17 protein-coding genes and 2 rRNA genes are annotated in these 23,430 nt (G+C 46.8%); 10 read left to right on the top strand and 9 right to left on the bottom strand.

Features of this window, described 5'->3' with window-relative positions; translation table 11 throughout:
• Positions 1-198: 198 nt before the first annotated feature.
• The 4 genes from U4956_RS06895 to U4956_RS06880 all read right to left on the bottom strand — a co-directional run bounded on the left by U4956_RS06895 (position 199) and on the right by U4956_RS06880 (position 4,447).
• Complete coding sequence (locus tag U4956_RS06895; RefSeq protein WP_323089803.1) at positions 199-1,059, bottom strand: GDSL-type esterase/lipase family protein; 861 nt, start codon at positions 1,057-1,059, stop codon at positions 199-201.
• Positions 1,060-1,824: 765 nt separating this feature from the next.
• A complete protein-coding gene (gene nrdI / locus U4956_RS06890; RefSeq protein WP_323089802.1) occupies positions 1,825-2,178 on the bottom strand; it encodes a class Ib ribonucleoside-diphosphate reductase assembly flavoprotein NrdI in 354 nt (117 codons plus the stop codon).
• Positions 2,179-2,795: 617 nt separating this feature from the next.
• Positions 2,796-3,680 carry a zinc ribbon domain-containing protein gene (locus tag U4956_RS06885; RefSeq protein WP_323089801.1) on the bottom strand — a complete coding sequence of 295 codons (885 nt, stop codon included), beginning with the start codon at positions 3,678-3,680 and terminating at the stop codon, positions 2,796-2,798.
• Positions 3,681-4,030: 350 nt separating this feature from the next.
• Positions 4,031-4,447: a MerR family transcriptional regulator gene (locus U4956_RS06880; RefSeq protein WP_323089800.1), complete on the bottom strand. Its 417-nt coding sequence runs from the start codon at positions 4,445-4,447 to the stop codon at positions 4,031-4,033.
• 231 nt (positions 4,448-4,678) lie between these two features.
• On the opposite strand from U4956_RS06880, the gene U4956_RS06875 reads away from it, so the two are divergent.
• Together U4956_RS06875 and U4956_RS06870 are read left to right on the top strand one after the other, a co-directional pair.
• On the top strand, positions 4,679-5,827 hold the full coding sequence (locus U4956_RS06875; RefSeq protein WP_323089799.1) for an iron-containing alcohol dehydrogenase: 1,149 nt from the start codon (positions 4,679-4,681) through the stop codon (positions 5,825-5,827).
• 285 nt (positions 5,828-6,112) lie between these two features.
• Entirely contained in the window at positions 6,113-6,610 is a 498-nt protein-coding gene (locus tag U4956_RS06870; protein ID WP_323089798.1) for a hypothetical protein, read from the top strand.
• Between the two features lie 116 nt (positions 6,611-6,726).
• On the opposite strand, the gene U4956_RS06865 is transcribed toward U4956_RS06870, so the two are convergent.
• From U4956_RS06865 to U4956_RS06850, 4 genes are all read right to left on the bottom strand, one after another.
• Positions 6,727-7,584, bottom strand: a complete 858-nt coding sequence (locus tag U4956_RS06865) for a DegV family protein (protein ID WP_323089797.1) — start codon at positions 7,582-7,584, stop codon at positions 6,727-6,729.
• Positions 7,585-7,915: 331 nt separating this feature from the next.
• The gene (locus U4956_RS06860; protein ID WP_323089796.1) at positions 7,916-8,797 is read right to left on the bottom strand and encodes a MurR/RpiR family transcriptional regulator; all 882 of its coding nucleotides are present in this window, start codon (positions 8,795-8,797) and stop codon (positions 7,916-7,918) included.
• A 388-nt stretch (positions 8,798-9,185) separates the two neighbouring features.
• The gene (locus U4956_RS06855; RefSeq protein WP_323089795.1) at positions 9,186-9,548 is read right to left on the bottom strand and encodes a type II toxin-antitoxin system HicB family antitoxin; all 363 of its coding nucleotides are present in this window, start codon (positions 9,546-9,548) and stop codon (positions 9,186-9,188) included.
• The gene (locus U4956_RS06850; RefSeq protein ID WP_323089794.1) at positions 9,535-9,786 is read right to left on the bottom strand and encodes a type II toxin-antitoxin system HicA family toxin; all 252 of its coding nucleotides are present in this window, start codon (positions 9,784-9,786) and stop codon (positions 9,535-9,537) included. The genes U4956_RS06855 and U4956_RS06850 overlap by 14 nt, the downstream gene beginning before the upstream one ends.
• Positions 9,787-10,316: 530 nt before the next feature.
• On the opposite strand from U4956_RS06850, the gene U4956_RS06845 reads away from it, so the two are divergent.
• Positions 10,317-10,496, top strand: a complete 180-nt coding sequence (locus U4956_RS06845) for a type II toxin-antitoxin system HicA family toxin (protein ID WP_323089793.1) — start codon at positions 10,317-10,319, stop codon at positions 10,494-10,496.
• A gap of 56 nt (positions 10,497-10,552) precedes the next feature.
• On the top strand, positions 10,553-10,948 hold the full coding sequence (locus tag U4956_RS06840; RefSeq protein WP_323089792.1) for a type II toxin-antitoxin system HicB family antitoxin: 396 nt from the start codon (positions 10,553-10,555) through the stop codon (positions 10,946-10,948).
• A gap of 426 nt (positions 10,949-11,374) precedes the next feature.
• Here U4956_RS06840 and U4956_RS06835 read toward each other — a convergent pair whose 3' ends face one another.
• Positions 11,375-12,172 (bottom strand): HAD family hydrolase, encoded by a 798-nt coding sequence (locus tag U4956_RS06835; protein ID WP_323089791.1) that lies wholly within the window; start codon positions 12,170-12,172, stop codon positions 11,375-11,377.
• Positions 12,173-13,037: 865 nt separating this feature from the next.
• Here U4956_RS06835 and U4956_RS06830 point away from each other — a divergent pair.
• From U4956_RS06830 to U4956_RS06805, 6 genes are all read left to right on the top strand, one after another.
• Positions 13,038-14,566 (top strand): 16S ribosomal RNA (locus tag U4956_RS06830).
• Between the two features lie 354 nt (positions 14,567-14,920).
• Positions 14,921-17,801, top strand: a 23S ribosomal RNA gene (locus U4956_RS06825).
• Together the 16S and 23S rRNA genes form the textbook arrangement of a ribosomal RNA operon.
• A gap of 970 nt (positions 17,802-18,771) precedes the next feature.
• Positions 18,772-20,448, top strand: a complete 1,677-nt coding sequence (locus U4956_RS06820) for a potassium-transporting ATPase subunit KdpA (protein WP_323089790.1) — start codon at positions 18,772-18,774, stop codon at positions 20,446-20,448.
• A gap of 21 nt (positions 20,449-20,469) precedes the next feature.
• The gene (gene kdpB, locus U4956_RS06815) at positions 20,470-22,506 is read left to right on the top strand and encodes a potassium-transporting ATPase subunit KdpB (protein WP_323089789.1); all 2,037 of its coding nucleotides are present in this window, start codon (positions 20,470-20,472) and stop codon (positions 22,504-22,506) included.
• A gap of 19 nt (positions 22,507-22,525) precedes the next feature.
• Positions 22,526-23,125, top strand: a complete 600-nt coding sequence (locus U4956_RS06810) for a potassium-transporting ATPase subunit C (protein ID WP_323089788.1) — start codon at positions 22,526-22,528, stop codon at positions 23,123-23,125.
• 165 nt (positions 23,126-23,290) lie between these two features.
• Positions 23,291-23,422 (top strand): hypothetical protein, encoded by a 132-nt coding sequence (locus U4956_RS06805; RefSeq protein WP_323089787.1) that lies wholly within the window; start codon positions 23,291-23,293, stop codon positions 23,420-23,422.
• The last annotated feature ends 8 nt before the right edge of the window (positions 23,423-23,430 follow it).

Below are 23,430 nucleotides of genomic sequence, written 5' to 3'. Positions count from 1 at the left end.
CTCTAATTCTCTAATTCTCTAATTCTCTAATTCTCTAATTCCCTTATTTCCTGATTCCCATATTCTCGAATTCCTTTATCTCGGGATTTGCTTATCTCTTTCGTTTCTCCGTTTCTTATCTTTTTTGGTGGATAACCATTTCTTTTGATTCAACAACCGCTTCATTGGGTCTTTTTTCTCACTTGTTGTCCTGCAAGGTCAGCTGCCCGCAAAGATCATATTGGAAGCCCAGTCTGGATAGAAGAACGTCTCCAGGTGAATTCCATCATCGGCATATATTTCGGCGTTGCCGTTGTCTGCAAGCTTTGAGTTGTCTACATAGGTCCAGCCGCGCTTTTTGCATAGAGCTTCAATCTGGGCATTATATTCGTCGACCTGTCCCCAGCGGGGTGTTTGTTTGACCACTTGTGGTGCAGCAGGAATGATGGAATTGAGATAAATTTTAGAATTCGGTGAAACCGCAAGCAGCTGGTCAATCTGTTCTTCATACATCTTGCCATAGCCATTTTCTTCCTGGTCTTTTCCGATTCCCAGTCCCATATCGTTAATGCCATAGGCGAAATAGATTTTCTCTGGTTTCACTTTGGCAACCAGGTCAACAGAATCCGAAATGTTCAGAATGGTGTTGCCGGCGGCCGCTATGACTTGTTCAAAGGGAAGATACTGATAACTGGCGAATCCATAAGCGCGGGAATCTCCAAAGATCAGAGCGTTGTTAAATAGAGTGAAAATTGAACTTTGTCCGGTTTCGACCGCTTTCAGGATCCGTTCTTGCTTTTTGCCAGAGAGGTTTTGATCGAGGCGGGTGATGTCTTTCTGGTCTTGTTTTTCGAGATAAGCCAGTCCACCGCTCAAAGCTGGATCAGGGCGTGAAAACAGAAAGAAACAGAGAATCAGGCCAACGAGGATCCCAGCAGCCGAAAGCAGAAAAATTCGTTTTTTGCGGAAACTTTTTTTCTTCTTAGACGTGGCAGTTCCAGAAGAAGTGGTCTTAGAAGAAGTGGATTTTTGGGCAGATGATGTCCTGCCTGGTGCTGGAGAAGAATGAGAAGAACGCATAGAGACTACCTCGGTTCAAAATAAGATGTAAAAACTGCCTGATGCTGCTTGGCCATAAGAATGGAAAATAGCGGATAGATAAGGAAGAAAAGGCAGTTACAGGCTCTGGATTTCTTTTATATCTAACATAAAAACAATTGAAAATCGATACGAAAAGCGGCGATGAACGTAAATTTGCTTCAAAATTCGAAGAATGGTTTACTTCCATCCCAAATTCAAGACCAGAGGATGCTTGGTGATTGCTAATGCGGTAATTGAAGCAAGAATTGCAGGCATTCCGGTTTACTGGATTTGTTGGCCCTATATCTATGCGCTCACCAATAAAAATTGCGCCTTTCCAGACAGAAAGACGCAATTTTTATCAGGGTAGTGCCAGATCCGGTTCTTACGCAAAGTCTGTGGTTTTTCCGGAAAATTCTGATTATGTCCTCTTAAAATCCTTTAAGTAAAGAAGGCTTAACCAGTGATTCCTAGTGGACCACACAGATTGCGTAAGAACCCCAGATCCAATTGACTTTGTTTTCTTTCCCTCTGCTTGCAGCTGCCAAGACAAGCGGTTGAAAGGATCAAAGGAAGAAGAGGTATAAAGTTAACGACGTTTATGGTCTGCAGCTGTTGTAAAATTGAATGTCCTGCACGCAGAATTTCAGATTCCTGTTCAGCCAGAAAACCGAAACTTTTTTCGGTAATGAACAGAAGAACGGAAACAATCGTCAGGAAGGAATGCGTGAGGACATTGGGAAATGAAAACAGAGAATTGATCGATTACAGTTTGTCCACGATTGCTTTCATGGCATCCAGATCATCTTGGGTGCCGGAGTTTTCAACTTTGTAGAGTACCTCTACGTCATAGTCTTCCGCAATTTTGTCACCTGCCTGGCAATAAGCATCTCCATAACCAGTATCACCGGAGATAATTACGCCCTTGAGAAACTGGGAGTTTCCAAGTAAGAAGTTAACGACTTCTTCGGGAACATCACCATAGCCATCTGTGTAGGTGAATAAGATAAAGTCTCCATCCATCGTTTCGCTGCCGTCGTTGATGCGAACAGCCTCTAAGCCAAGGGAATTGACAATGGATTCTACATTGCCAGTTCTGGAAGCATAAGCATAGTTCATCAATTTTTTCTCCTATCTGTTAGTACTAACTAACTCACATCTATAATATTAGTCAAAACTAACTTTGATATCAAATCCGATTGGTCTATTTGTTCGTGCTGTTTTTCTGCTGATGGAGATCGAATAGAAGGCCAATGGTTGTCTTTTTATCCAATAGAGGTTCCTTGATGCTCGCTGGAGTGGGCCACTGGAGGGAACGAAAAAAGAAACGGGATCGTCGATAGATACCCTTCAATAAATGAGTAGAATTTGTCCTCGGAAGGATAAAATGTACTCATCCTTGTCTGCGAACAGTGTTCGGCATTAGCCGGCGGTCGAAGGGTTAAATTGAATGGTGATCCAAAGCCTTGTCTTTTGGACTCCACTCTGAATCTTCAATCTTATCTAAGTCCCGCTTTACGCACCGCACTTTCCGGGGAAAGTACAGCTTGTAATTTTAAGGGGCATACCCCAATCTCGCAGAATTGGTCCCCCTCAAAGCCCGTCCGGCGCGGTACAGGCCTGAGTTTTAAGAAACCCGAAGATTTCACAAAACAGCTCCGGCCGGGCTTGATGAAAGCTCGGACAGTCATTATGGCTGTCTATTCATTTGTTTACTTGGTTAGTTAGTTAGGGAGTTATGGTGTTACTTGACTGGTTACTTGTTTTACTTCTTGTTTTGTTTCTTGTTTTGTTTCCTGCTGATTCTTTAACTGCTCGATTCTCTCTTCATAAAGCTTCTTAATGCTCTCTCGGGGAGTCCATTTGGTGATTTCCGGATGATTCTCATAAATCCATACAAGATTGGACGCCGCATTGATATCGGCGTTCATTTCTTTGTGTACAGGACAAAACGCCTTTTCATGAGCTGATTTGTCGCGGGTAACTTTTGCTCCGCAGATGTGGCAGTACTGGGAACTGTAGGCCTGATTGACATACGAGACTCCGATCTCCTTCAGGCCGGCTTTGTATTCGATTCTCTCCTGCAGGACGCCATACATCCATTCCGAAAGCAGGCGGTTCATTCGCTTATACTTGCTGGCCGCCCCTCGGATATCCAGATCTTCCATTACAATATGACCGATATTCTGGTCTGTCTTCAGGACCAAAGCGATTTCTTCGTTGATCAGGCATTCCAGATGGGCCTGGATCTTTCTGGACTGGCGGGCAAAGGACTTTCTACCACGGGTATTGTTCTTTCTGATCCTTTCTGCCTTGCGCAAAAGCGAGTATGTTCGTTCTTCGCAGGCTTTCTTTTCCTGAGGGGAAAGATCTGGCTTTTTAGAGGCAAACTTCTCCTGGTCAGCCTGCTTTAAAAGATTTTTTCTTCGATCCCGCATCCGGTTTCTCTGAACTCCTCGCGCACTCAGAAAATCAGAAGCAGGATAAAAGCATTCTTTGTAAGTTCTTTGGTCTAAAGTTTCAGCCGCCTTGCTCTTGTTTTTGCGCAACGCCTGTTTTTTATCTTCAGTTTTCTTCTTTTTAAGTTCAGCAGACAAAATATTATTGGAAGTGCTGAGCAAAGAAGTAATTCCAGCATCTACGCCAACGTTCTTCTCTGACTTGGAAGGATGGGTTCTGATGCATCCTTTCTGCAAAAGGGGAGTAGTGGAAAAGCGGTGAGAAGCAGCAAAGAAGCAGAAGCTGTAAAGAAATTGCAGGGGAGAATGCGGTGAAAAGAGTGTTCACCGCCAAGCTCCATCAGGATGAATCAGACTTACAAGTTAAATTTTTGTGATTTATAAAAACTTGTCAAGATAGTTTTTTGCCTGAGCAAGGGCCGTAAAAAAGAGCGAGGATCAGGAGCAAATTTGGAATAGAGAGCTGACTAGGATAGGGAACGAAAATTTCGGCCGCTCCATGCTCGAAATGTTCACTGGGTGAGTTTTTCAAGTTGATCTGCCGCAATCAGATTGCTGAGGTAGGGGCGCTTGCCATCAAGAACATCCTGATAGAAGTCCTGTTTCCAGTCGATGTAGTCAATGCTGGACTGCACTTCTTTCATCTGTTCGAGCAGGGCATCGCGTTTCTGGTCGAGAAATTTCTGACGCTTGGGAATGGTGGATGGTCCTTCAAGGCACATTTCAAGGTAGTCTTTCATTTCCTGAATGCTCATTCCGCAGCGTTTGAGGCAGGTGAGATCCTTGATCCATTTGACATCACGTTCATCGAAGATCCGGCGATTGTTATGGTCGCGTTTGACGTTGGGGACAAGGCCTTCATTGCAGTAATACTTCAAAGTCTGATAAGACATGTTGGCTTCCTGGCAGACTTGTTTCATGGTAAACATAAACTTCCTCCTGTCTGACTGGTCAAGAAAAGCATCAATCCATCCGGTTTGGCAGCATCCGGCACCATTCGGCAACATTAGGCTGCCTTTGATGCTGGCTGGATCCAGTTCAATCTGAGAATACCTGCCTGAATTTTTTTGGACAAGATGGATGTTTGCTCTTGACCGATAGTTACTATCGGATTCTATGTTTATGGCCAGAAAAGATGAAAATCTTAGGAGGCATAAACAATGCAGAATTTCAGATACAGCTATCCAGTCAATGTCTATTTTGGAAGTGAAAGCCTGAAACAGGCTCTGGATCAGGAAAGCGCAAAAATGGGTGATACGGTCATGCTCACCTATGGCGGAGGATCGATCAAGCGCAATGGAATTTATGATGCGGTCATGGAACTTTTAAAAAAGAATGGCAAACGGGTGGTTGAATTCGATGGTATCATGTCCAATCCAACGTATGCAAAAGTACAGGAAGGGGCAAAACTGGCCAAAGATGAAAATGTAGACTTCATCCTGGCGGTTGGCGGTGGAAGTGTTTCTGATGCTTCGAAGATTATCTCTGCCCAGGCAAGGCTGGATGACGATATCTGGACGATGGAAATGGTTGGCCATAAGTTTCCGACCGAGGGCATTCCGATGGGCGTTGTCGTCACAGCATCAGGTACAGGTTCAGAAATGAATAATGGTGCAGTCATTACCCATGAAGACAAGAAGATTAAAGCGGGAGTTTTGGGAACGCTGCCTTCGTTTGCGGTTTTAAATCCGGAATTTACAATGACTGTTCCACACAGTCAGGTATTCTCTGGAGCTTTTGATACGTTAAGCCATGCCATGGAAACTTATTTTGGTCAGTCAGATCGGGACAATGTTTCTGATGATGTGGCTTTAGCCATCATGCGCAACACGGCAAAGAACATGCGACGTTTAGTCGAGAATGTTGATGATATCCAAGCCAGAAGCAATCTGATGTGGGATTCAGCTATGGCTGAAAACGGTATCCTGAAAGTCGGCCGTAAAACTGACTTTGAAGCCCACCAGATTGAGCATCAGTTAGGTGCATATACAGACTGCAACCATGGCCAGGGGCTGCCGGTCATTCAGCCGGTTTATTATCGACATATTCTTCCAGATGCTCCCGAGAAATTCGAACGGTTTGCCAAAGAAGTATTTGACAAAGGAACCGCAAAAGAAGGCCTGGATGCTTTAGAAGATCTGATTCAAGCCTGTCATCTGCCGACAAAACTGAACGAACTGCGCTCGACTATGACGATCACGCCGGAACTGTTACGTCAGGTTGCAGACAGCACCAATCTGATTCAGACAGGTCCACGGAAGCTGACTCATGATGAAATTTATGACATTCTGATGGAATGCCTGGACTAATCTCTTGAGTACAGTCGTGATCTTTCATCCAAACCATAAAGGTCTTCAAAGATCTTCGCTTTTGAGAAGAACATAGGACCGGAATAATCGGTCAAGATCAGAAACAGCGGATGAAATAAAACCAAAAAAAAGAAGCACTCCATCCTGAAAAAGAAGAAAAGCATAAAAGATGGCGGATTTTCGAATAAAAATGCATAAACTTTGCACATTCTGGAAGAAATTTTAAAAGTGGCAGTGATGTTGTCAGAATCAGAGCAATACTTCTTGCATCGCAAGGGGGTACACATGACTTTTTCTTTTCTGATGGCAGTATTGCTGTATATGGCTGGATGGAATCCAATGCTGGATTCCCGGTTTGATGGCTGGGTGCGAACAATCGAGCAGGGACTGGCTGGAGCACTGATTTTTGCAGGACTCTTCTTTCTGGCCATCCTGCTGGACCGATGGAGCTATACCCAGAACCGGCCTCTTCCAAAGGGATTCACGATTGATTTGATGACAAACAGCAGCCGGACAATTGGCTTTGGGCTGCTTGCCTGCGTGCTGACTAAAGCTTTGCTGGTAAGGGATTTCTTTGGAATGGCCTGGCTTTCCAGTCTGTTGTTTTACAGCTGGGTATTTTTCGGACTTTGCTTTCTGATCTTTCTGATTCGCTCTGTAGGGCAGGGCAGCCGATACTTTCTGACTTCCCGGAAAGTTCAGTCCACACCTGTTTCTTCAGCTCCGGTTTCCAGAACTGAGGGGAACAACTTTTTTGAATCAGATCTGAATCCCTCCCATTGATCATTGAACAGATTCCTTCTGATTTCTGTTGAGTGCAAATTCAAATTAAAAAAATGGATCGGCCCTTTTCATCCTGGAAAGAAGGCTGATCCATTTTGATTTTCTATAAATTTGAGTTACTTCGTTTTAATGATCTGAACCGACAGGCATCCCGGACCGCCATGCACCAGAAACATGGGGCAGAGTTCATTGATTTCAATTCCGGCCTCAGGCCAGACTTTCGCAAACCAGGCGGCGGCCTTTTGAGCCAGATCGGGATCGTCGCCATGGCTGAGATAGAGCGTATAGCCGCTTCCCGTTCCAGGGGCCAGTTTCTTTTCAATTTCTTCCTTGATTTTGGCAAATGCTTTGCCTGTTGTTCGAGAAGTTCCAATGACGGACAGAGATTCTCCACTTTCGTTTAAGATGGCAACCGGAACCAGTTTTAAGACTTTACCAACCAGGGCACTGGCCGAGCCGGCCCGGCCGCCGCGTTTGAGAAAGTCAAAGTCCCGAACCATGATGCCGGAAAAATGGGATTCAAGCATATGGTCTAATTGCTTCATAATAGCCTGTGCATCTGCTCCTTCATCCCGCATTCTAAGGGCAGTTTCAACCATGGCTTTTTGGGGGCCGCAAAGCGTATGGGTATTATAGACATGGACGCGATTGGGATCATCACACTGATCTTTCATCATGCAGGCTGAGGTGTAGGTCCCCGAAAGGCCATTGGCAATACAAAGATCAAGAATTTCATCTTCGGGATTCTGAAGCAGCTCATTATAGAGATCCAGTTTGCGTGCTGGGCGCGGCTGACTGGAGGAAGGCATGGCCCCATTGCGGATTTTGTCGGCCAGCTGGGACGTCGTGATTTCTTCAAGATCTGCAAAGCTCTGATCATTGATGGTCACTTCAAGGGGCACAATGTGAAATCCCTGTTCCAGGGCCGCAGCAGGCGAGATTAAGGTCGAGGTATCGCTGACAAGATGAAGCATAGGTTCTCCTTTATTTGATGATTCGTGCAGAAACCGGGCTTAACGTTCTCTGATATTTCAATCGTCTGAAAAAAGGCAGATCCCGGATATCTTCAGAGTAAATAAGATAGAGAATAAAATCAAATAATCTGGTTATAAAAACTAGATATACTGACAAAAAGACCGGAACGCCTGACTAATGGCATTCCGGCAGAGAGTTTATTCAGTTTCAACCAGAATCACGCCTTAAAATAAGGCGCAAACAAGAGCACGGTGCAAATAGACTGGAAAGCAGGGAAAAGCGGGAAATGGACCTGAGATGATCAGATTTTGAAAGCTACAATGGGCTTGGCTATTTTGCATCCTCAATTCCAGAAATTCGCAGCAGTTCCAGAAATCTGGACGTGTGAATTTTATTGACATCGTTTTCTTTGAAGTGACGGGCAAAGCATCCCGCAAAGATGACGTTGAGAATATAGTTGATCGACTCTTCTGTCGCGAATGTAGCAATCTTGGTGAAGTAGTTTTCATCGGAAGCGATAGTCAGGACATTGCCAAAGTGCTGGCGCAGATAATTGTCGCTGGCACCGGTCAGGACGACAGTTGGAATCTTGTTTTCGATCAGATAGTCAGTGATTTTCATTGGCTCATCGAGCGAATAGTTCCCCGCATAGGAAATGATAATGGCCAGGTCTCTTGAAGACATCGAACGAACGGTGATGCCCATCTCCTTGGGCTGGCAGATGTGAACAGGCAGCTGGATGGTAATCATCTTGCGGGCAAACAAGCTGGCCGCATAAATGTTGGGCGAGACACAGAAAATGATGATGCGCCTGGCTCTTTCAATCAGATTGACTGTCCGATTGACCAGATCCAGATCTAAAGTCTCCCTGGTATCCTCCACTGTCTGCTTCATCACCTGGGCGATGGAAGCAGCAACTTCTTCGAGTGAAGAGTTCTCGTTGAAGGGATAATTGACATCGATCCGTTCAGGATTGTCTTTTTCCTTTTGCAGACAGGCAATATAGGCCACGCGAAAATCTTTCCAGCCCTGATAGCCAAAGCTCTGGGTAAAACGAACGACGGTTGGCTTGGAGGTGAAAGAAAGATCAGCCAGATCCTGTAAGGATAAGGTATAGAGATCGTTACGGTGGGCAAGAATGGTTAACGCAATAGATCGCCTGGCATCGGTGTGGTAAGCAGCAGTCTGCTCGATTTGCTGGATAAGATTCATAAAAGATCCTTTCAATTGTAAAGCTGTGCAAGGCAATGAAAAACCGGTGCTGATCTGCTACATTCCGGATCCATTCTTGAAACATCCCCTGCCCTTTGAGTCAAAATACAGAGTTGTACTCAATTATCCGGATTATCTGCGGCTAAAAAAAACAGGTTGCAGATGCCAGAAAAAACGGGAGAAGCCTGCCGTCGCTGCTGGAAAATACCTGTCTGTGGAAGTGAGACCGGGCTGAATATCCTTCCTGAACAGGAAAATCAGCAGGATATCACATCAAGTGATATCCTGCTGGTTTTTAACTAGTTAAACGAATTTGAGCCATCCGAATTTTCGTCCATGATTTCATTCAAGACACAAATGTTACCGACTCCCTGATCAGAAACTTCCGCTATATCTTCTGTAGCGCATCATTCCTGGAGAGCAGATAGACGCAGTACTGATTCATACTGACTCCCTCTCTTTTCGAGTGTTCTGCAAGAGATCGATGAAGACTTTTAGGAAGCCTCAGTTTGAACTGCCCTGAATAATTATCTAGAGATGCCGGTTCTGCTATCTTCACGCTATCCTCTAATGCAGCTTCCAGCCACGCTTTTTTGGCATCTGCAGCATTTAGTACAGCAGACTCGAGCGTCTCCCCAACAGTAATGCAGCCAGGAAGGTCTGGATAATGAGCAATATAGCCACCTTCATCAGGATCAGGAACAATTTCCAGTCTATATGGAAGTCTCATATACTCGTCAATTGTTTTCATGCAATGCCTCCTCCTCTATGACTTCTCGAACCATTTCTACATATACTTTCTTAATCGGTTCATGCTTCGGGATCGTAATAGGATTTTTCCCAGGTTTGCGAAAGGTATAATGACTGCTCCCGTTTCCCGGGGAATTCATGATATATCCATAACTTTCCAGCACTTTCTTCAATTCATCAAAGCGCATATCCTTTGATAGAGAAAGGATACGCTTCAATAGTTTATCCCATTTAGACATTGGAAACCTCTATTCCGATTATAGTTGGTGTCATATTCGGTGTCAACGGTTAAACGTTTATTCGGCCCAGATCAAAATTTCTCATATCTTCTCCTCCCTTTATTTTCCACTTGTATTTAACTGTTATATAGACCTTTGTCTATTTTTATCTATCGAATAGACAAAAGTAGACAAAAGTCTAATTTATAGACAAAAATAAGGACGACTCAGATTGGTCTTGATATTCTTCAAATACCAAAATAAAACCAGAAGAAATCATGTTGCTTGACCACCTTCTAGAATTGATCAACTAGATATTGAGGAAGGCGAAAGTCCTGCCGTAATCTTTGTAAATGTGGAGGCTTACGCGAAAGATCACTTTGAAAAAGCTGTCAAAAAAACGGGTCACTGAAAAATCCGGTGGGATTTGGGGTTCTTGACTGTTATTCAGATATTGAAAAGCAGTCAATGCCTATATTCAGCCCAAAGGAAACACGGATGGATAAAATACGTAATTATGGTATGTTTGATCTAATGAAAGGGGATCTTAGGTGAGGTTTCGAGAGATCGAAAAGATCGTTCTCGCGGATGGATGGCGATGGTGCAGAACCTGTGGTTCATATTCCATTTATCCCCACGCAAAAAAAAGCTCAGTCACCATTCCTTATCATAAAGGTGATCTGAGTCCCAAGAGTATTAATTCCATTTTCAAGCAGGCGGAGCTGAAATAGCCCTTCCTGTTCTTATGAATGAAATGTATCCCAAAAACTCCAGAAAGGACAGTATTATGTTGACTAGTTTTCCAGCCGTTTTTGCTCTTGATGAGTATGGCTATTCTGTCGTGTTTCCAGATTTGAATTTCCTTGCAACCGAAGGAAAAACGTATGAGGAAGCGATGCGAATGGGTGTTGAATGTCTTGCAGGCTATATTTTTGACTTGCAGCAGCATAGTGAACCAATCCCTCATCCTTCTAGAATTGATCAACTGGATATTGAGGAAGGTGAAAGTCCTGTCGTAATCTCTGTAGATGTGGATGTTTACGCGAAAGAACACTTTGAAAAAGCTGTCAAAAAAACACTATCGATTCCAAAGTGGCTTAACGATGCGGCGGTTGCTCAAGGAATAAAGTTTTCAAAAGTACTGCAAAAAGCACTTAAAGAGGAGTTAGGAATTGTAGAGTAGAATGCAATTCATCTTTGGGCAGGAGAAAAGGTCCTCTATTTTTAAAGGCGGAGTCCCTGACTGAATGGCTCGATCATCCATGCGTTTTGAGTGGATTTTGATGTTTTCTTGCCGTTCAGCCAGGGGTAATGCCTTGCGCAATCAGTTCTGGAAGCTTTTGCATGCGAATTGTTTTCCTGATCCTGAATGTACGGCCTGACCGTTTCGGCATTGCAGTCACTGTCTGTGCAGATAAGATCGGATATACTCAAGATTCTGTCAGATCCGCAAGAAAAGGGATACAGCTTCTAATCCTGGCTGTAAGGAAACTCTGGTCGTGAATGCTGTTTTAGCTGTTTTTAGGTTAAGGCTTATTTTTTTTCGGATTCTTCTGTTTTTTGATGATCAGCCATAGACCCAGAGTAATCTTTATCAGGAATGTGGACTTTACCTAAAGTTCTCCAGCGGCATTGGATCGATGATTTGATGGGCGACAAGATATTCGTATACTCCATCTTCATCGACGGAAGGGCAGACCGCATCCGCAATCTCTTTGACTTCATCGAGCGCATTATCCATGGCAATTCCAGTACCGGCAGCTTTAAGCATGTCAATGTCGTTATGGCCATCTCCAAAAGCCAGACTATTTTTGCGGTCGATTCCCAGTTTTTCAAGAACAGTCAAAATGGCTTCCCCCTTATTGGTGTTTTTATCGACGATATCTAATGCGGTCGGATACCAGGCCATGCCGGCCAGGTCGGTCGTTCCCGCCAACAATTCATCCAGCTGGTCTTGACTGATGCCGAGCATGACCTGGTAAACGGGGGCGTCCAGCCGCTTTTCAAATTCTGGATCGACTGGAACATTGGATTTGGAAATTGCCATATAGTCTTCAAGAGCAGGATCAATCCCATTCTTTCCCATATCTTCAGCACCGGCCAGAACAATCTTTTTGCCCATTTTTGTGGCATTGCTGACCAGAGTTCGCGCTTGCTGGGGATCAAGAACTTTGGGAAACAGAACGGTTCCATCGCTTTTCTGACACAATCCGCCGTTGAAACAGCACCAGCCGTCAAAGTGAAAATCAGGCAGAATATAAGGCGGCCTGCCGGAACTGGCATAGTACAAAATCCCCTGACGATGCAGCTGCTCGAGTGCATAATGAATTTTTGCAGAAGGGGCAGTGTGTCCAAGGCGAAGCAAAGTCCCATCAATATCAAAGAAAACGATTTCAACTGGGTTCATGAAGAGTTTCCTTTCCATTTTCTTGCAGACAGATCATCCTTTTTAGTCTGATCAGCCCGCATTCCTTATTTATGGTAATTATATTGTGCTAAATCCAATTTGTTTTGGCCAGTTTGTCCCTTGTAATCCTTTACAGAGCGTCAAGAAGTGGCAAACAAAGAAAACAGAAGAGAGGATATGGTTTTGCCTGATCAGAAAGATCTGCGATAAGGGAAAGATCTGACAAAAATGGTGTCTGTTTTCGAAGAATTTCTTATTCTGCGGAATTTGAGAATAAAGCAGACGATTCGGATGAATGCCCGAAGGGAAAAATGAAAGCGCGAATAGATGTTTGTATAGGGCATGAATGGGCATTCAGGACAAATTGTGAAAGACATTGACGAGAAGAATGTTCTGCGATATAAATGTGAAGCTGTTTTCACTTTGAAAAACAGAAAAAACGGCACTGAGATACAGAAAAGCGCCGGAAGGGCAAGAATCTGTAAAATTCCTTATTGTGAATTTATAAAATATTTTCACAAAAGTACTTGACCCGGGATACCACCCGGTGTTATAGTAATTGAGCGTTAAGAAACGCGGCGACAAAGCCGCTGACCTGACGCGAATCATCTTTAGATATCGAAGAAATCATCGATTGTGAAAATCTTAAAAATATTTCACAACAGATGTTGACGAATGATCTGGCTGATGATAAGATAAACAAGCCTTGTTAGTGAAATTGATTCACTCACAAACGGATGGCTCTTTGAAAACTCTGATTACAGACAATTCAATATTCGAAATTAACACGTCGATTCTTGAAACAACACTTAATACTTCAATAATCAATTCACGAAATATAAACGCAATAGCGTTGAGTCAATATCAAATGGAGAGTTTGATCCTGGCTCAGGATGAACGCTGGCGGCATGCCTAATACATGCAAGTCGAACGGAACACTTTTGTGTTCAGTGGCGAACGGGTGAGTAACACGTAGATAACCTGCCCATATCCGGGGGATACGCTTTGGAAGCGAAGTCTAAAACCCCATAGGAAAACAGAAGGCATCTTCTGTTTTTGAAACAGGCCTTAAAGCCTGGGAGATGAATGGATCTGCGGTGCATTAGTTAGTTGGCAGGGTAAAAGCCTCCCAAGACGATGATGCATAGCCGGCCTGAGAGGGCGATCGGCCACACTGGGACTGAGACACGGCCCAGACTCCTGCGGGAGGCAGCAGTAGGGAATTTTCGTCAATGGGCGCAAGCCTGAACGAGCAATGCCGCGTGAGTGAGGAAGGTCTTCGGATCGTAAAGCTCTGTTGCAGGTCAGAAAAGAAGGAAAGAGGAAATGCTTTTCTTTTGATAGTAACCTGCCAGAAAGTCACGGCTAACTACGTGCCAGCAGCCGCGGTAATACGTAGGTGGCAAGCGTTATCCGGAATGATTGGGCGTAAAGGGTGCGCAGGCGGCGTGGCAAGTCTGAAGTGAAAGGTACGGGCTCAACCTGTACAGGCTTTGGAAACTGCCACGCTCGAGGACAGGAGAGGGCGGTGGAACTCCATGTGTAGCGGTAAAATGCGTAGATATATGGAAGAACACCAGTGGCGAAGGCGGCCGCCTGGACTGTTACTGACGCTCAGGCACGAAAGCGTGGGGAGCAAATAGGATTAGATACCCTAGTAGTCCACGCCCTAAACGATGAGGAGCAGGTGTCGGGGGTAATGCCCCGGTGCCGAAGCTAACGCAATGACTCCTCCGCCTGGGGAGTATGCACGCAAGTGTGAAACTCAAAGGAATTGACGGGGGCCCGCACAAGCGGTGGAGTATGTGGTTTAATTCGAAGCAACGCGAAGAACCTTACCAGGCCTTGACATGGGATGCGAAGACTTAGAGATAAGTTGGAGGTTACCATCCACACAGGTGGTGCATGGTTGTCGTCAGCTCGTGTCGTGAGATGTTCAGTTAAGTCTGGCAACGAGCGCAACCCTCGTGATCTGTTACTACCAGTAAGATGAGGACTCAGATCAGACTGCCGGTGACAAACCGGAGGAAGGCGGGGATGACGTCAAATCATCATGCCCCTTATGGCCTGGGCTACACACGTACTACAATGGCGCCTACAGACGGAAGCGAAGCTGTGAAGTGGAGCGAACCCGAGAAAAGGCGTCCCAGTTCGGATTGAAGTCTGCAACCCGACTTCATGAAGTTGGAATCGCTAGTAATCGCGGATCAGCATGCCGCGGTGAATACGTTCCCGGGCCTTGTACACACCGCCCGTCAAACCATGGAAGCCGGCAACGCCCGAAGCCGATGGCATAACCTGAAAAGGAGTGAGTCGTCGAAGGCGGGGCCGATGACTGGGGTTAAGTCGTAACAAGGTATCCCTACGGGAACGTGGGGATGGATCACCTCCTTTCTAAGGAGAAAGTACAAGGAAGCATTAAGTAACTAAGTTGGAGTCTGTAACAGAGTTTTGGAAGAGCGATCTTCCAGACTGTAAATCATCTTCTTCTCGAAGAACAAAGTTCAAAAGAGAAGTACAGAAGAAACAGTCTAAAACATGGATCTTTGAAAAACGAACATCAGTATAAGACATAACAGAAGGTCTGACGTAAGTTGTAAGTAACAACGTTACGAAAGTAACCGACTGAAAAGAGAGAAGAAATTCGATCTTTGAAGTCACAAGATTTACCAAGTCAGAAAACAGTTAACAGTTCTTATTAGAAAAATCTCGAAAAAGCATAGTTAAAAACAAGCATATTTGAAACTAGATCAAGCAAGGAAGGGCGTACGGAGGATGCCTTGCCACTCTTGAATGATGAAGGACGCATCAGACTGCGAAAAGCTGCGGGGAGCTGTCAGGAAAGCGACGATCCGCAGGTATCCGAATGGGGGAACCCGGCTGGAGTCATATCCAGTCATCCATGTCTTAGATATGGAGAGCAACCCGGTGAACTGAAACATCTAAGTAGCCGGAGGAAAAGAAAACAACAGTGATTTCCCGAGTAGCGGCGAGCGAAAGGGAATTAGCCCAAACCATAGCGATATGGGGTTGTAGGAGCGCACCAGACAAAACGCGAGTGAACAGGAACGTGATGGAAAGCACGGACACAGAAGGTGAAATCCCTGTACTGGAAAGCAAGCCAAGTAGTCAGCGAGATCCTGAGTACGACGGGACACGTGAAATCCTGTCGGAAGCAGGCGGGACCATCCGCCAAGGCTGAATAAGTAAGAGTGAGCGACAGTGAAGAAGTACCGTGAGGGAAAGGTGAAAAGAACCGCGCAAGCGGAGTGAAAGAGAACCTGAAACCGTATGCCTGCAAGAAGTCAGAGCCCGTCAAAGGGTGATGGCGTGCCTTTTGTAGAATGAACCGGCGAGCTGCTTTTGGATGCAAGGTTAAGCAGGAAAATGCGAAGCCGAAGCGAAAGCGAGTCTTAACAGGGCGAATGAAGTAGCCAGGAGCAGACCCGAAACCGGGTGATCTAGCCATGGGCAGGTTGAAGCAGAGGTGAAACTTTGTGGAGGACCGAACCGACCATCGTTGAAAAGCTGGCGGATGACCTGTGGCTGGCGGAGAAATTCCAATCGAACCCGGAGATAGCTGGTTCTCCCCGAAATAGCTTTAGGGCTAGCGTTAATGCAAGCCAGCGGAGGTAGAGCACTGAATTCATGATGGCCCCATCCCGGGGTACTGAATGGAATCAAACTTCGAATGCCGCAAGGATAGTAGTTGGCAGTCAGAGTGTGGGTGATAAGGTCCATGCTCAAGAGGGAAACAGCCCAGACCGCCGGCTAAGGCCCCAAAATGATGACTCAGTGGAAAAGGATGTGGGGACGCACGGACAACTAGGAGGTTGGCTCAGAAGCAGCCACCCTTTAAAGAGTGCGTAACAGCTCACTAGTCGAGTGGCCCTGCGCCGAAAATGTACCGGGGCTAAGTCATCTGCCGAAGCCGCGGATAAGGATTGAAAGATTTTTATGGTAGGGGAGCGTTGCATGTTCATGGAAGCAGAATCGTGAGAGTCTGTGGAGGACATGGAAGTGAGAATGCCGGTGTGAGTAGCGAGATGCAGGTGAGAATCCTGCACACCGAAAGCCCAAGGATTCCAGGGGAAGGTTCGTCCGCCCTGGGTCAGTCGGGACCTAATGATAAGCCGACAGGCGAAGCAGATGGAAAGCAGGCGAAGATTCCTGCACCCGCAATAAAGGCGATGGAGTGACAAAGACGGGAAGTGTGACCCTCTTAATGGATTGAGGGCCAAGCGCGGCAGTACGGATCCAGGCAAATCCGGATCAATGCGTACAGAGCGTGAAGGGTAAGCGAAATCGAAAGAAAGTAGCCAAGCACATGGAGCGGCTTTCAAGAAAAGCTTCTAGCTTAAACTTTATTGCGGCCCGTACCAAAACCGACACAGGTGGGCGCGCTGAGCAAGCGAAGGTGAGCGAGAGAACTGTTGCCAAGGAACTCGGCAAAATTGCCCCGTACGTTCGCAAGAAGGGGCGCTCGAGAGAGCCGCAGTGAAAAGGCCCAAGCGACTGTTTAACTAAAACACAGCTCTATGCAAAGCCGCAAGGCGAAGTATATGGGGTGACACCTGCCCGGTGCTGGAAGGTTAAGGGGATCTGTTATCCGCAGGGAGAAGCAGTGGTCCGAAGCCCCAGTGAACGGCGGCCGTAACTATAACGGTCCTAAGGTAGCGAAATTCCTTGTCAGGTAAGTTCTGACCCGCACGAAAGGTGAAACGATTTGGGCGCTGTCTCGGCAGCAGACTCGGTGAAATCTTAGTACCTGTGAAAATGCAGGTTACCCGCAACTAGACGGAAAGACCCCATGGAGCTTTACTGCAGCCTGGTATTGGGTTTTGGATGATCATGTACAGGATAGGCGGGAGGCTATGAAGAAGGAACGCCAGTTTCTTTGGAGCCGCCGTTGGGATACCGCCCCTGATGATTTGAAGCCCTAACGTGAAGAGAGAATCTTACAGACAGTGCCAGGCGGGCAGTTTGACTGGGGCGGTCGCCTCCTAAAGAGTAACGGAGGCGCCCAAAGGTGCGTTCAGTCTGGATGGAAACCAGACAGAGAGTGCAAATGCAAAAGCGCGCCTGACTGCGACACCAACAAGTGGAGCAGGGACGAAAGTCGGGATTAGTGATCCGGCGGTACCGAATGGAAGGGCCGTCGCTCAACGGATAAAAGCTACCCTGGGGATAACAGGCTGATCCCGCCCAAGAGTTCACATCGACGGCGGGGTTTGGCACCTCGATGTCGGCTCATCGCATCCTGGAGCTGGATTCGGTTCCAAGGGTTGGGCTGTCCGCCCATTAAAGCGGTACGCGAGCTGGGTTCAGAACGTCGTGAGACAGTTCGGTCCCTATCTGTTGTGGGCGCAGGAGATCTGAGGGGAGCTGTCCTCAGTACGAGAGGACCGGGATGGACCTGCCAATGGTGCATCGGTTGTCACGCCAGTGGCACAGCCGGGCAGCCAAGCAGGGAATGGATAAGCGCTGAAAGCATCTAAGTGCGAAGCCAGCCCCAAGATAAGATCTGCGGTAGATAAGACCCCTTGAAGACTACAAGGAAATAGGCTGGGTATGGAAGTGGAGTGATCCATGAAGTTGGCCAGTACTAATCGGTCGAAAGCTTAATCTAAGATAACGAGAGTGCCTGTTGGAGTGATGAAGAATGAAGAAGATGGAACCAGAGTCAAAGACGCAAGTTAAAGACAATGATTCCAGAATCATTCAAAATCACAGACAGGCGGTAATAAGAAGTAAAACGATCAGAAATGATCAGATCATAACTGTAATCAAGGTTATGTCGAAGCTGGTGTTTGTTTTTGAAAGATCCATATGAAATTTAAGGGAAAAAGATGATGGCTCTGCACTCTTCCAGGTAAAACTGGATGTTGCAGAGCCTTTTGCTTTGTAGGGGCATACAACGTTTCATGATCATTTCCCAAAGAACGCAATGTCGGTCTGATCAACAAATACTACAATCTGGCCAGAACGTGCGAGGAAGAGGCCGCCTGTCATTATGGCCAGCTCAGGCTGCACGCGTCCGGTTGCGTTGGCTGCGACCATTGTGATTGATGCTGCTCGTTCGATGTGAGGCAGAGCAATCGTACAGGAAAGACATCGCCGAAGACTTTGGTCGGTAATTGGAAACAAAACAATGAGAATTGAAAAGAGGTTCCGGAAATCCGGGACTTTTTTCTTTTTGGAAGTGTAATGGCCGGGCTGCTGAGGGTTGCAGACCTTTTCTGTTTGGCAATCCTTCCAGTTTTCTGGTTTGAACGATTCGTATTTCTTTTCAGTTTTCTGGTTTGAACGATTCGTATTTCTTTTCAATTTTCTGGCTTGAACAATTCGTATTCCTTTCCAAAGAGCAGGGCCTTTTTGAACAGATTTTTGACGAGGTTTTGCTTCGGATTGTCTTGCTTTGCGCTCTTTTTTCAGATTCCGGTTTTCAGATTCCGGACCCGAATTTTGGTGTCTGGTTCGTTTGTCGGTGGAGTTTTTGCTTTTAACAAATCTTTAGCAATCTGGCTTTGGGCTTTAACCCCATATTAGCGAGTGAAAGAGTAAAACTTCTCTATCAAATTTGAAAGGAGTTTTCTCGTATGGTTTCGATTGTGCTCATCCTGACTCTTGCCTTCGTTCTGGCCGTTCCTTTGGGAGTCTGGATTTATAGAGTGATAGAAGGAAAGGTTTTCTGGATCCAGAAACAGGAAGACTGGATTTTGAAGCATCTGAATATTGGGGATGCGCCGATGTCCTGGAAACGGTATCTGACTTGTGTACTGATGGTCAGCGCCATCAGCTTTGTGGTTTTGTATATTCTGCTTCTGATCGATGGATATCGCTGGGACTTGGCGTTCAATACAGCTATTTCTTTTGTGACCAACACCAACTGGCAGCCTGTGGATCCTGCCTTTACGCTTTCATGGTGGGTGTGGGCGTTTGGTCTGGTGGTGCAGATGTTTCTGTCAGCTGCAGTGGGCATGAGTGTTGTCTTTGCATTGATCCGTGGATTTACCCATGCGCAGGATGGAACGGTCGGCAACTTCTGGAAAGATCTGACGGGTTCAATTCTCTATGTTCTGCTGCCGATCAATGCAGCTGCCGCTATCTTGCTTGGTGTTTATGGAACGCCAATGAATCTGAATGAAACGACGCCCAGTGCGCTGATGGATCCTGTTGCGGTGAGTGTGGAGGGAAAAATTTTGCCTGACGCTCAGATTGAAAATGGCCAGGTGTATCAGGATGGCCAGATCATCGAGAATGCCAGGATTGTTGATCAGCAGCTGGTGCCCGGCGGTCTGATGGCTGCCGTTGAAGCGGCCAAGCAGTCCGGAACCAATGGCGGCGGTTTAACCGCTGCCAACTCGGCCTCGCCGCTGGAAAATCCCAATGGCTGGTCGAACCTGATTGAAAATGTACTGGTTCTGCTGATTCCGATGGCACTGTGTTTCTCGTTTGGTTGTGCGGTTCGAAACAGGAAGCAGGGAATTGCATTGTTTTTGTCTATGGCTGTTCTGTTTGCGATTGGACTGGCGTGCTGTCTGGGGGCTGAGTATTCGACGATGAACATGCTTGGAAAAGAAAGCCGCTTTGGTATTGGTTCCTCTTCCCTGTGGGCCGTCAGCACAACAGCGGCATCAAGCGGCTCATCCAATCTTTCGATGAATGGACTGACTCCGTTGGGTTCTTTGATTCCAATGATTTTGATGCAGGTTGGCGAAGTTGTCTTTGGCGGTGTCGGAACTGGGCTGATTGGCATGATTGGCTTTGTGATTTTAACTGTCTTTATTGCTGGGCTGATGGTTGGACGGACGCCAGAGTTTCTGTCCAAGAAAATTGAACCAGCTGAAATGAAAAACTCGGTGATCCTGTGTATCTGTGCTCCGGTTTGTATTCTCGTGGGATCGGCGATTGGTTCACTGCTTCCGCCATCAGGCCTGGATGCAGGCGCTCATGGTTTCTCCCAGATTCTGTATGCCTGGTCGTCCATGGGAGCTAACAATGGATCGGCCATGTCCGGCTTTATGGCGGATGGAATGCTGATGAATATTCTGGGCGGCGTTTTGATGGCCGTTGCTCGATTTGTCCCGCTTGCCGGCGCGCTGGCCATTGCCGGTTCTCTGAGTGCCAAAAAGCAGATTCCCGCTTCGGCAGGGACGCTGGCTACCGATACACCGCTGTTTTCTCTTCTGCTGGTGATCATTGTGCTGTTGATTGGAGCACTCAGTTTCTTTCCGGCACTGGCCCTTGGGCCGCTTGCGCAGTTCTTTGGATAGAAAGGTTTAGGTTTAAGGCGTATGAATGCTTCAATGATTGAAAGAGCCGTGAAGGACTCGTTTGTAAAGCTGAATCCGAAAATACAGATCGAAAATCCGGTCATGTTTCTCGTTTATCTTTCGGCCATTGCAACAACCGTTTTATGGATTGCCACGTTTTTTGGCTGGCATGATGCCAGTGCCGGCTATACCCTGGCTGTTGCAATCCTGCTCTGGTTTACCTGCTTGTTTGCCAACTTTGCCCAGGCGATTGCCGAAGGACGGGGAAAAGCGCAGGCCGATGCTCTGCGGGCAGCCAAGAAGGAAATTACGGCGTTGAAAGTGCCTTCGATTGAAGAACGCGATCATCCAATCGAAGTGGCTTCAACGGATCTGCATCCCGGCGATCTTGTGATTGTTTCGGCTGGGCAGCAGATTCCAGCGGATGGCGATGTTGTCTTTGGCGCAGCGTCCGTAGACGAAAGTGCAATTACGGGAGAGTCGGCACCAGTTATCCGTGAAGCCGGCGGCGACCGGTGTGCAGTTACCGGCGGTACAACTGTGCTGTCGGATACCATTGTCATTCAGGTAACCAGTGAGCCGGGTCATGGCTTTCTGGAAAAGATGATTGCGATGGTCGAAGGGGCAGCCCGCAAGAAAACACCAAATGAAATTGCGCTGGAGATTTTTCTGATTGCATTAACGATTATCTTTGTTCTGGTCGTTATTGCCTTGTATTGTTACTCGCTGTTTTCGGCCAATGCGGCCCACAAAGCCAACCCGGCCAGCCTGACTACTTTGATTGCTTTGCTTGTGTGCCTTGCACCAACCACAATTGGTGCTTTGCTTTCGGCAATTGGCATTGCCGGAATGAGCCGTCTGAATCAGGCTAATGTCATGGCGATGAGCGGCCGGGCCATTGAGGCAGCCGGAGATGTCGATGTTCTGCTTCTGGATAAAACCGGAACCATAACTTTTGGAAACCGCCAGGCATCAGCTTTTCTACCTGTTGATGGGATCGAGGAGATGGAACTGGCTCAGGCCGCCGTGCTTTCTTCGCTGGCGGATGAAACGCCGGAAGGCCGGAGTGTTCTGGTTTTAGCCCGTGAAAAATATGGCCTGGATCAGCAGCCCAGTGAGGAGATGGAATTCATTCCGTTTTCTGCCCTGACTCGTATGAGCGGCGTGAAGCTCAACGGCCATTCGATCCAGAAAGGCGCAACGGACTCTGTTAAAGATTACATCGAAAAAAACGGCGGCCGCTGGCCGGAGCAGTGTTCCAATCTGGCCGATGAAATTGCCAAAACTGGCGGAACACCGCTTGTTGTCGCCAATGACAGCCGGGTTCTGGGGGTCATTCATTTAAAAGATGTCATCAAACCCGGAGTTCAGGAAAAATTTGGCGAAATGCGCAAGATGGGCATTAAAACCGTCATGATTACTGGAGACAATCCGCTGACAGCAGCAGCCATCGCGGCCGAAGCCGGCGTTGATGATTTTCTGGCCCAGGCCACTCCGGAAAGCAAACTGGAAATGATCCGTACCTATCAGAAGCAGGGGCATCTGGTCGCCATGACTGGGGATGGAACGAATGATGCGCCAGCCCTGGCCCAGGCGGATGTGGCGGTGGCGATGAATACGGGAACACAGGCAGCCAAAGAAGCCGGAAATATGGTCGATCTGGATTCTTCGCCAACCAAACTGACCGAAGTTGTCCGCATTGGCAAACAGCTGCTGATGACTCGTGGAGCGTTGACGACCTTCTCGATTGCCAATGATGCAGCCAAATACTTTGCGATTATTCCAGCTCTGTTTGTTTCCTTGTATCCAGGGCTGGAAGCTTTAAATATCATGCATCTGCATTCTGCTCAGTCGGCTATTCTTTCGGCGGTCATCTACAATGCGCTGATCATTGTGGCCTTGATTCCTCTGGCTTTAAAAGGGGTCAAATACCAGGAATGTTCGGCATCCAGACTGCTCTCTCGAAACTTGCTGATCTATGGCGTTGGGGGTATGGTCGTCCCATTTCTGGCCATTAAGGTGATCGATCTGATTCTGGTTGGATGCCATCTGGTCTAAAAGGAAAAAGGTAAAGAACATGGTAAAAACAAAACGCGATTTTCTCTCGGCACTCAAAGCCTTTCTGGTCATTACCGTCCTGACGGGTATGGTCTATGTCTTTGGAGTGCTTGGCATCAGCCAGCTCTGTTTTCCAGATCAGGTCAACGGCCGTTTTCAGGAGACTGGATATGGTTTGATGAGTACAGCTGTCGGACAGATGGACTATCGGATGGACCATCTGTGGGGACGTCCGGTGGACTATCAGACGATCGAACAGGATGGAAAAATCTATGTCTATGGCTCTTTGGCCAATGACGCGTATGGATCCGAAGAAACGATCCAAAAACAGGAGAGTCTGAAAGCCTGGATAAAAGAAAACTCCCTGGCCGACTCTCAGACCGTTCCGGCAGAACTGTATACCAGCAGTGCCAGCGGGATCGATCCTGAGATCAGTCTGGATTGCGCAATGTACCAGATCCCTCGACTGGAACAGACAACCAGAATCGATGCCAGGACCCTGGAAACAATTTTCAAGGACCATTCAAGCAACGTTCTTGCCAATGGTCCGCAGGAAAAGACCGTCAACGTCATCGAAGTCAACCTGGCCATTGATGATCTGATCCAATTTGCAGACTGAAAATCAAATTGAAACTGAGTGCTCTTACGGATCAGGGATAAGGATTGGAATCTAGAATTTGAAGATAGTCTCAGGCAGCCGGAAGCTTTCGACTGCCTTTTTAGACTTTGAGGGGGGCGAAAAATCCAGATGTAAAGATCCAGACAAAGGAAATCAGGATGCTGAATGAAACCAAAACGAGCCGGAAAACGTGAGAAAGTCCGTGAAATCGAATCCGTGGACTCTGGCAAGGAAAATCAGGCTGAAAAACGGATGGTTAAACCGGGCATTTTGACCTCCAATGGGTCGCCTGACTGATACAAAAG

Origin of the sequence: Allobaculum sp. JKK-2023 (genome assembly GCF_034745455.1) — a bacterium.
Taxonomy (GTDB): domain Bacteria; phylum Bacillota_I; class Bacilli_A; order Erysipelotrichales; family Erysipelotrichaceae; genus Allobaculum.
Note: the sequence above shows the minus strand (reverse complement) of the source record. Positions and strands in the feature narration are given on the sequence as shown.

Bases quoted from the DNA above. Each gene is read 5' to 3' on its own strand.
- U4956_RS06895 (WP_323089803.1), bottom strand. From the start codon at position 1,059: ATGCGTTCTTCTCATTCTTCTCCAGCACCAGGCAGGACATCATCTGCC.
- nrdI (WP_323089802.1), bottom strand. From the start codon at position 2,178: ATGAACTATGCTTATGCTTCCAGAACTGGCAATGTAGAATCCATTGTC.
- U4956_RS06880 (WP_323089800.1), bottom strand. From the start codon at position 4,447: ATGTTTACCATGAAACAAGTCTGCCAGGAAGCCAACATGTCTTATCAG.
- U4956_RS06875 (WP_323089799.1), top strand. From the start codon at position 4,679: ATGCAGAATTTCAGATACAGCTATCCAGTCAATGTCTATTTTGGAAGT.
- U4956_RS06870 (WP_323089798.1), top strand. From the start codon at position 6,113: ATGACTTTTTCTTTTCTGATGGCAGTATTGCTGTATATGGCTGGATGG.
- U4956_RS06865 (WP_323089797.1), bottom strand. From the start codon at position 7,584: ATGCTTCATCTTGTCAGCGATACCTCGACCTTAATCTCGCCTGCTGCG.
- U4956_RS06860 (WP_323089796.1), bottom strand. From the start codon at position 8,797: ATGAATCTTATCCAGCAAATCGAGCAGACTGCTGCTTACCACACCGAT.
- U4956_RS06855 (WP_323089795.1), bottom strand. From the start codon at position 9,548: ATGAAAACAATTGACGAGTATATGAGACTTCCATATAGACTGGAAATT.
- U4956_RS06850 (WP_323089794.1), bottom strand. From the start codon at position 9,786: ATGTCTAAATGGGATAAACTATTGAAGCGTATCCTTTCTCTATCAAAG.
- U4956_RS06840 (WP_323089792.1), top strand. From the start codon at position 10,553: ATGTTGACTAGTTTTCCAGCCGTTTTTGCTCTTGATGAGTATGGCTAT.
- U4956_RS06835 (WP_323089791.1), bottom strand. From the start codon at position 12,172: ATGAACCCAGTTGAAATCGTTTTCTTTGATATTGATGGGACTTTGCTT.
- U4956_RS06820 (WP_323089790.1), top strand. From the start codon at position 18,772: ATGGTTTCGATTGTGCTCATCCTGACTCTTGCCTTCGTTCTGGCCGTT.
- kdpB (WP_323089789.1), top strand. From the start codon at position 20,470: ATGAATGCTTCAATGATTGAAAGAGCCGTGAAGGACTCGTTTGTAAAG.
- U4956_RS06810 (WP_323089788.1), top strand. From the start codon at position 22,526: ATGGTAAAAACAAAACGCGATTTTCTCTCGGCACTCAAAGCCTTTCTG.
- U4956_RS06805 (WP_323089787.1), top strand. From the start codon at position 23,291: ATGAAACCAAAACGAGCCGGAAAACGTGAGAAAGTCCGTGAAATCGAA.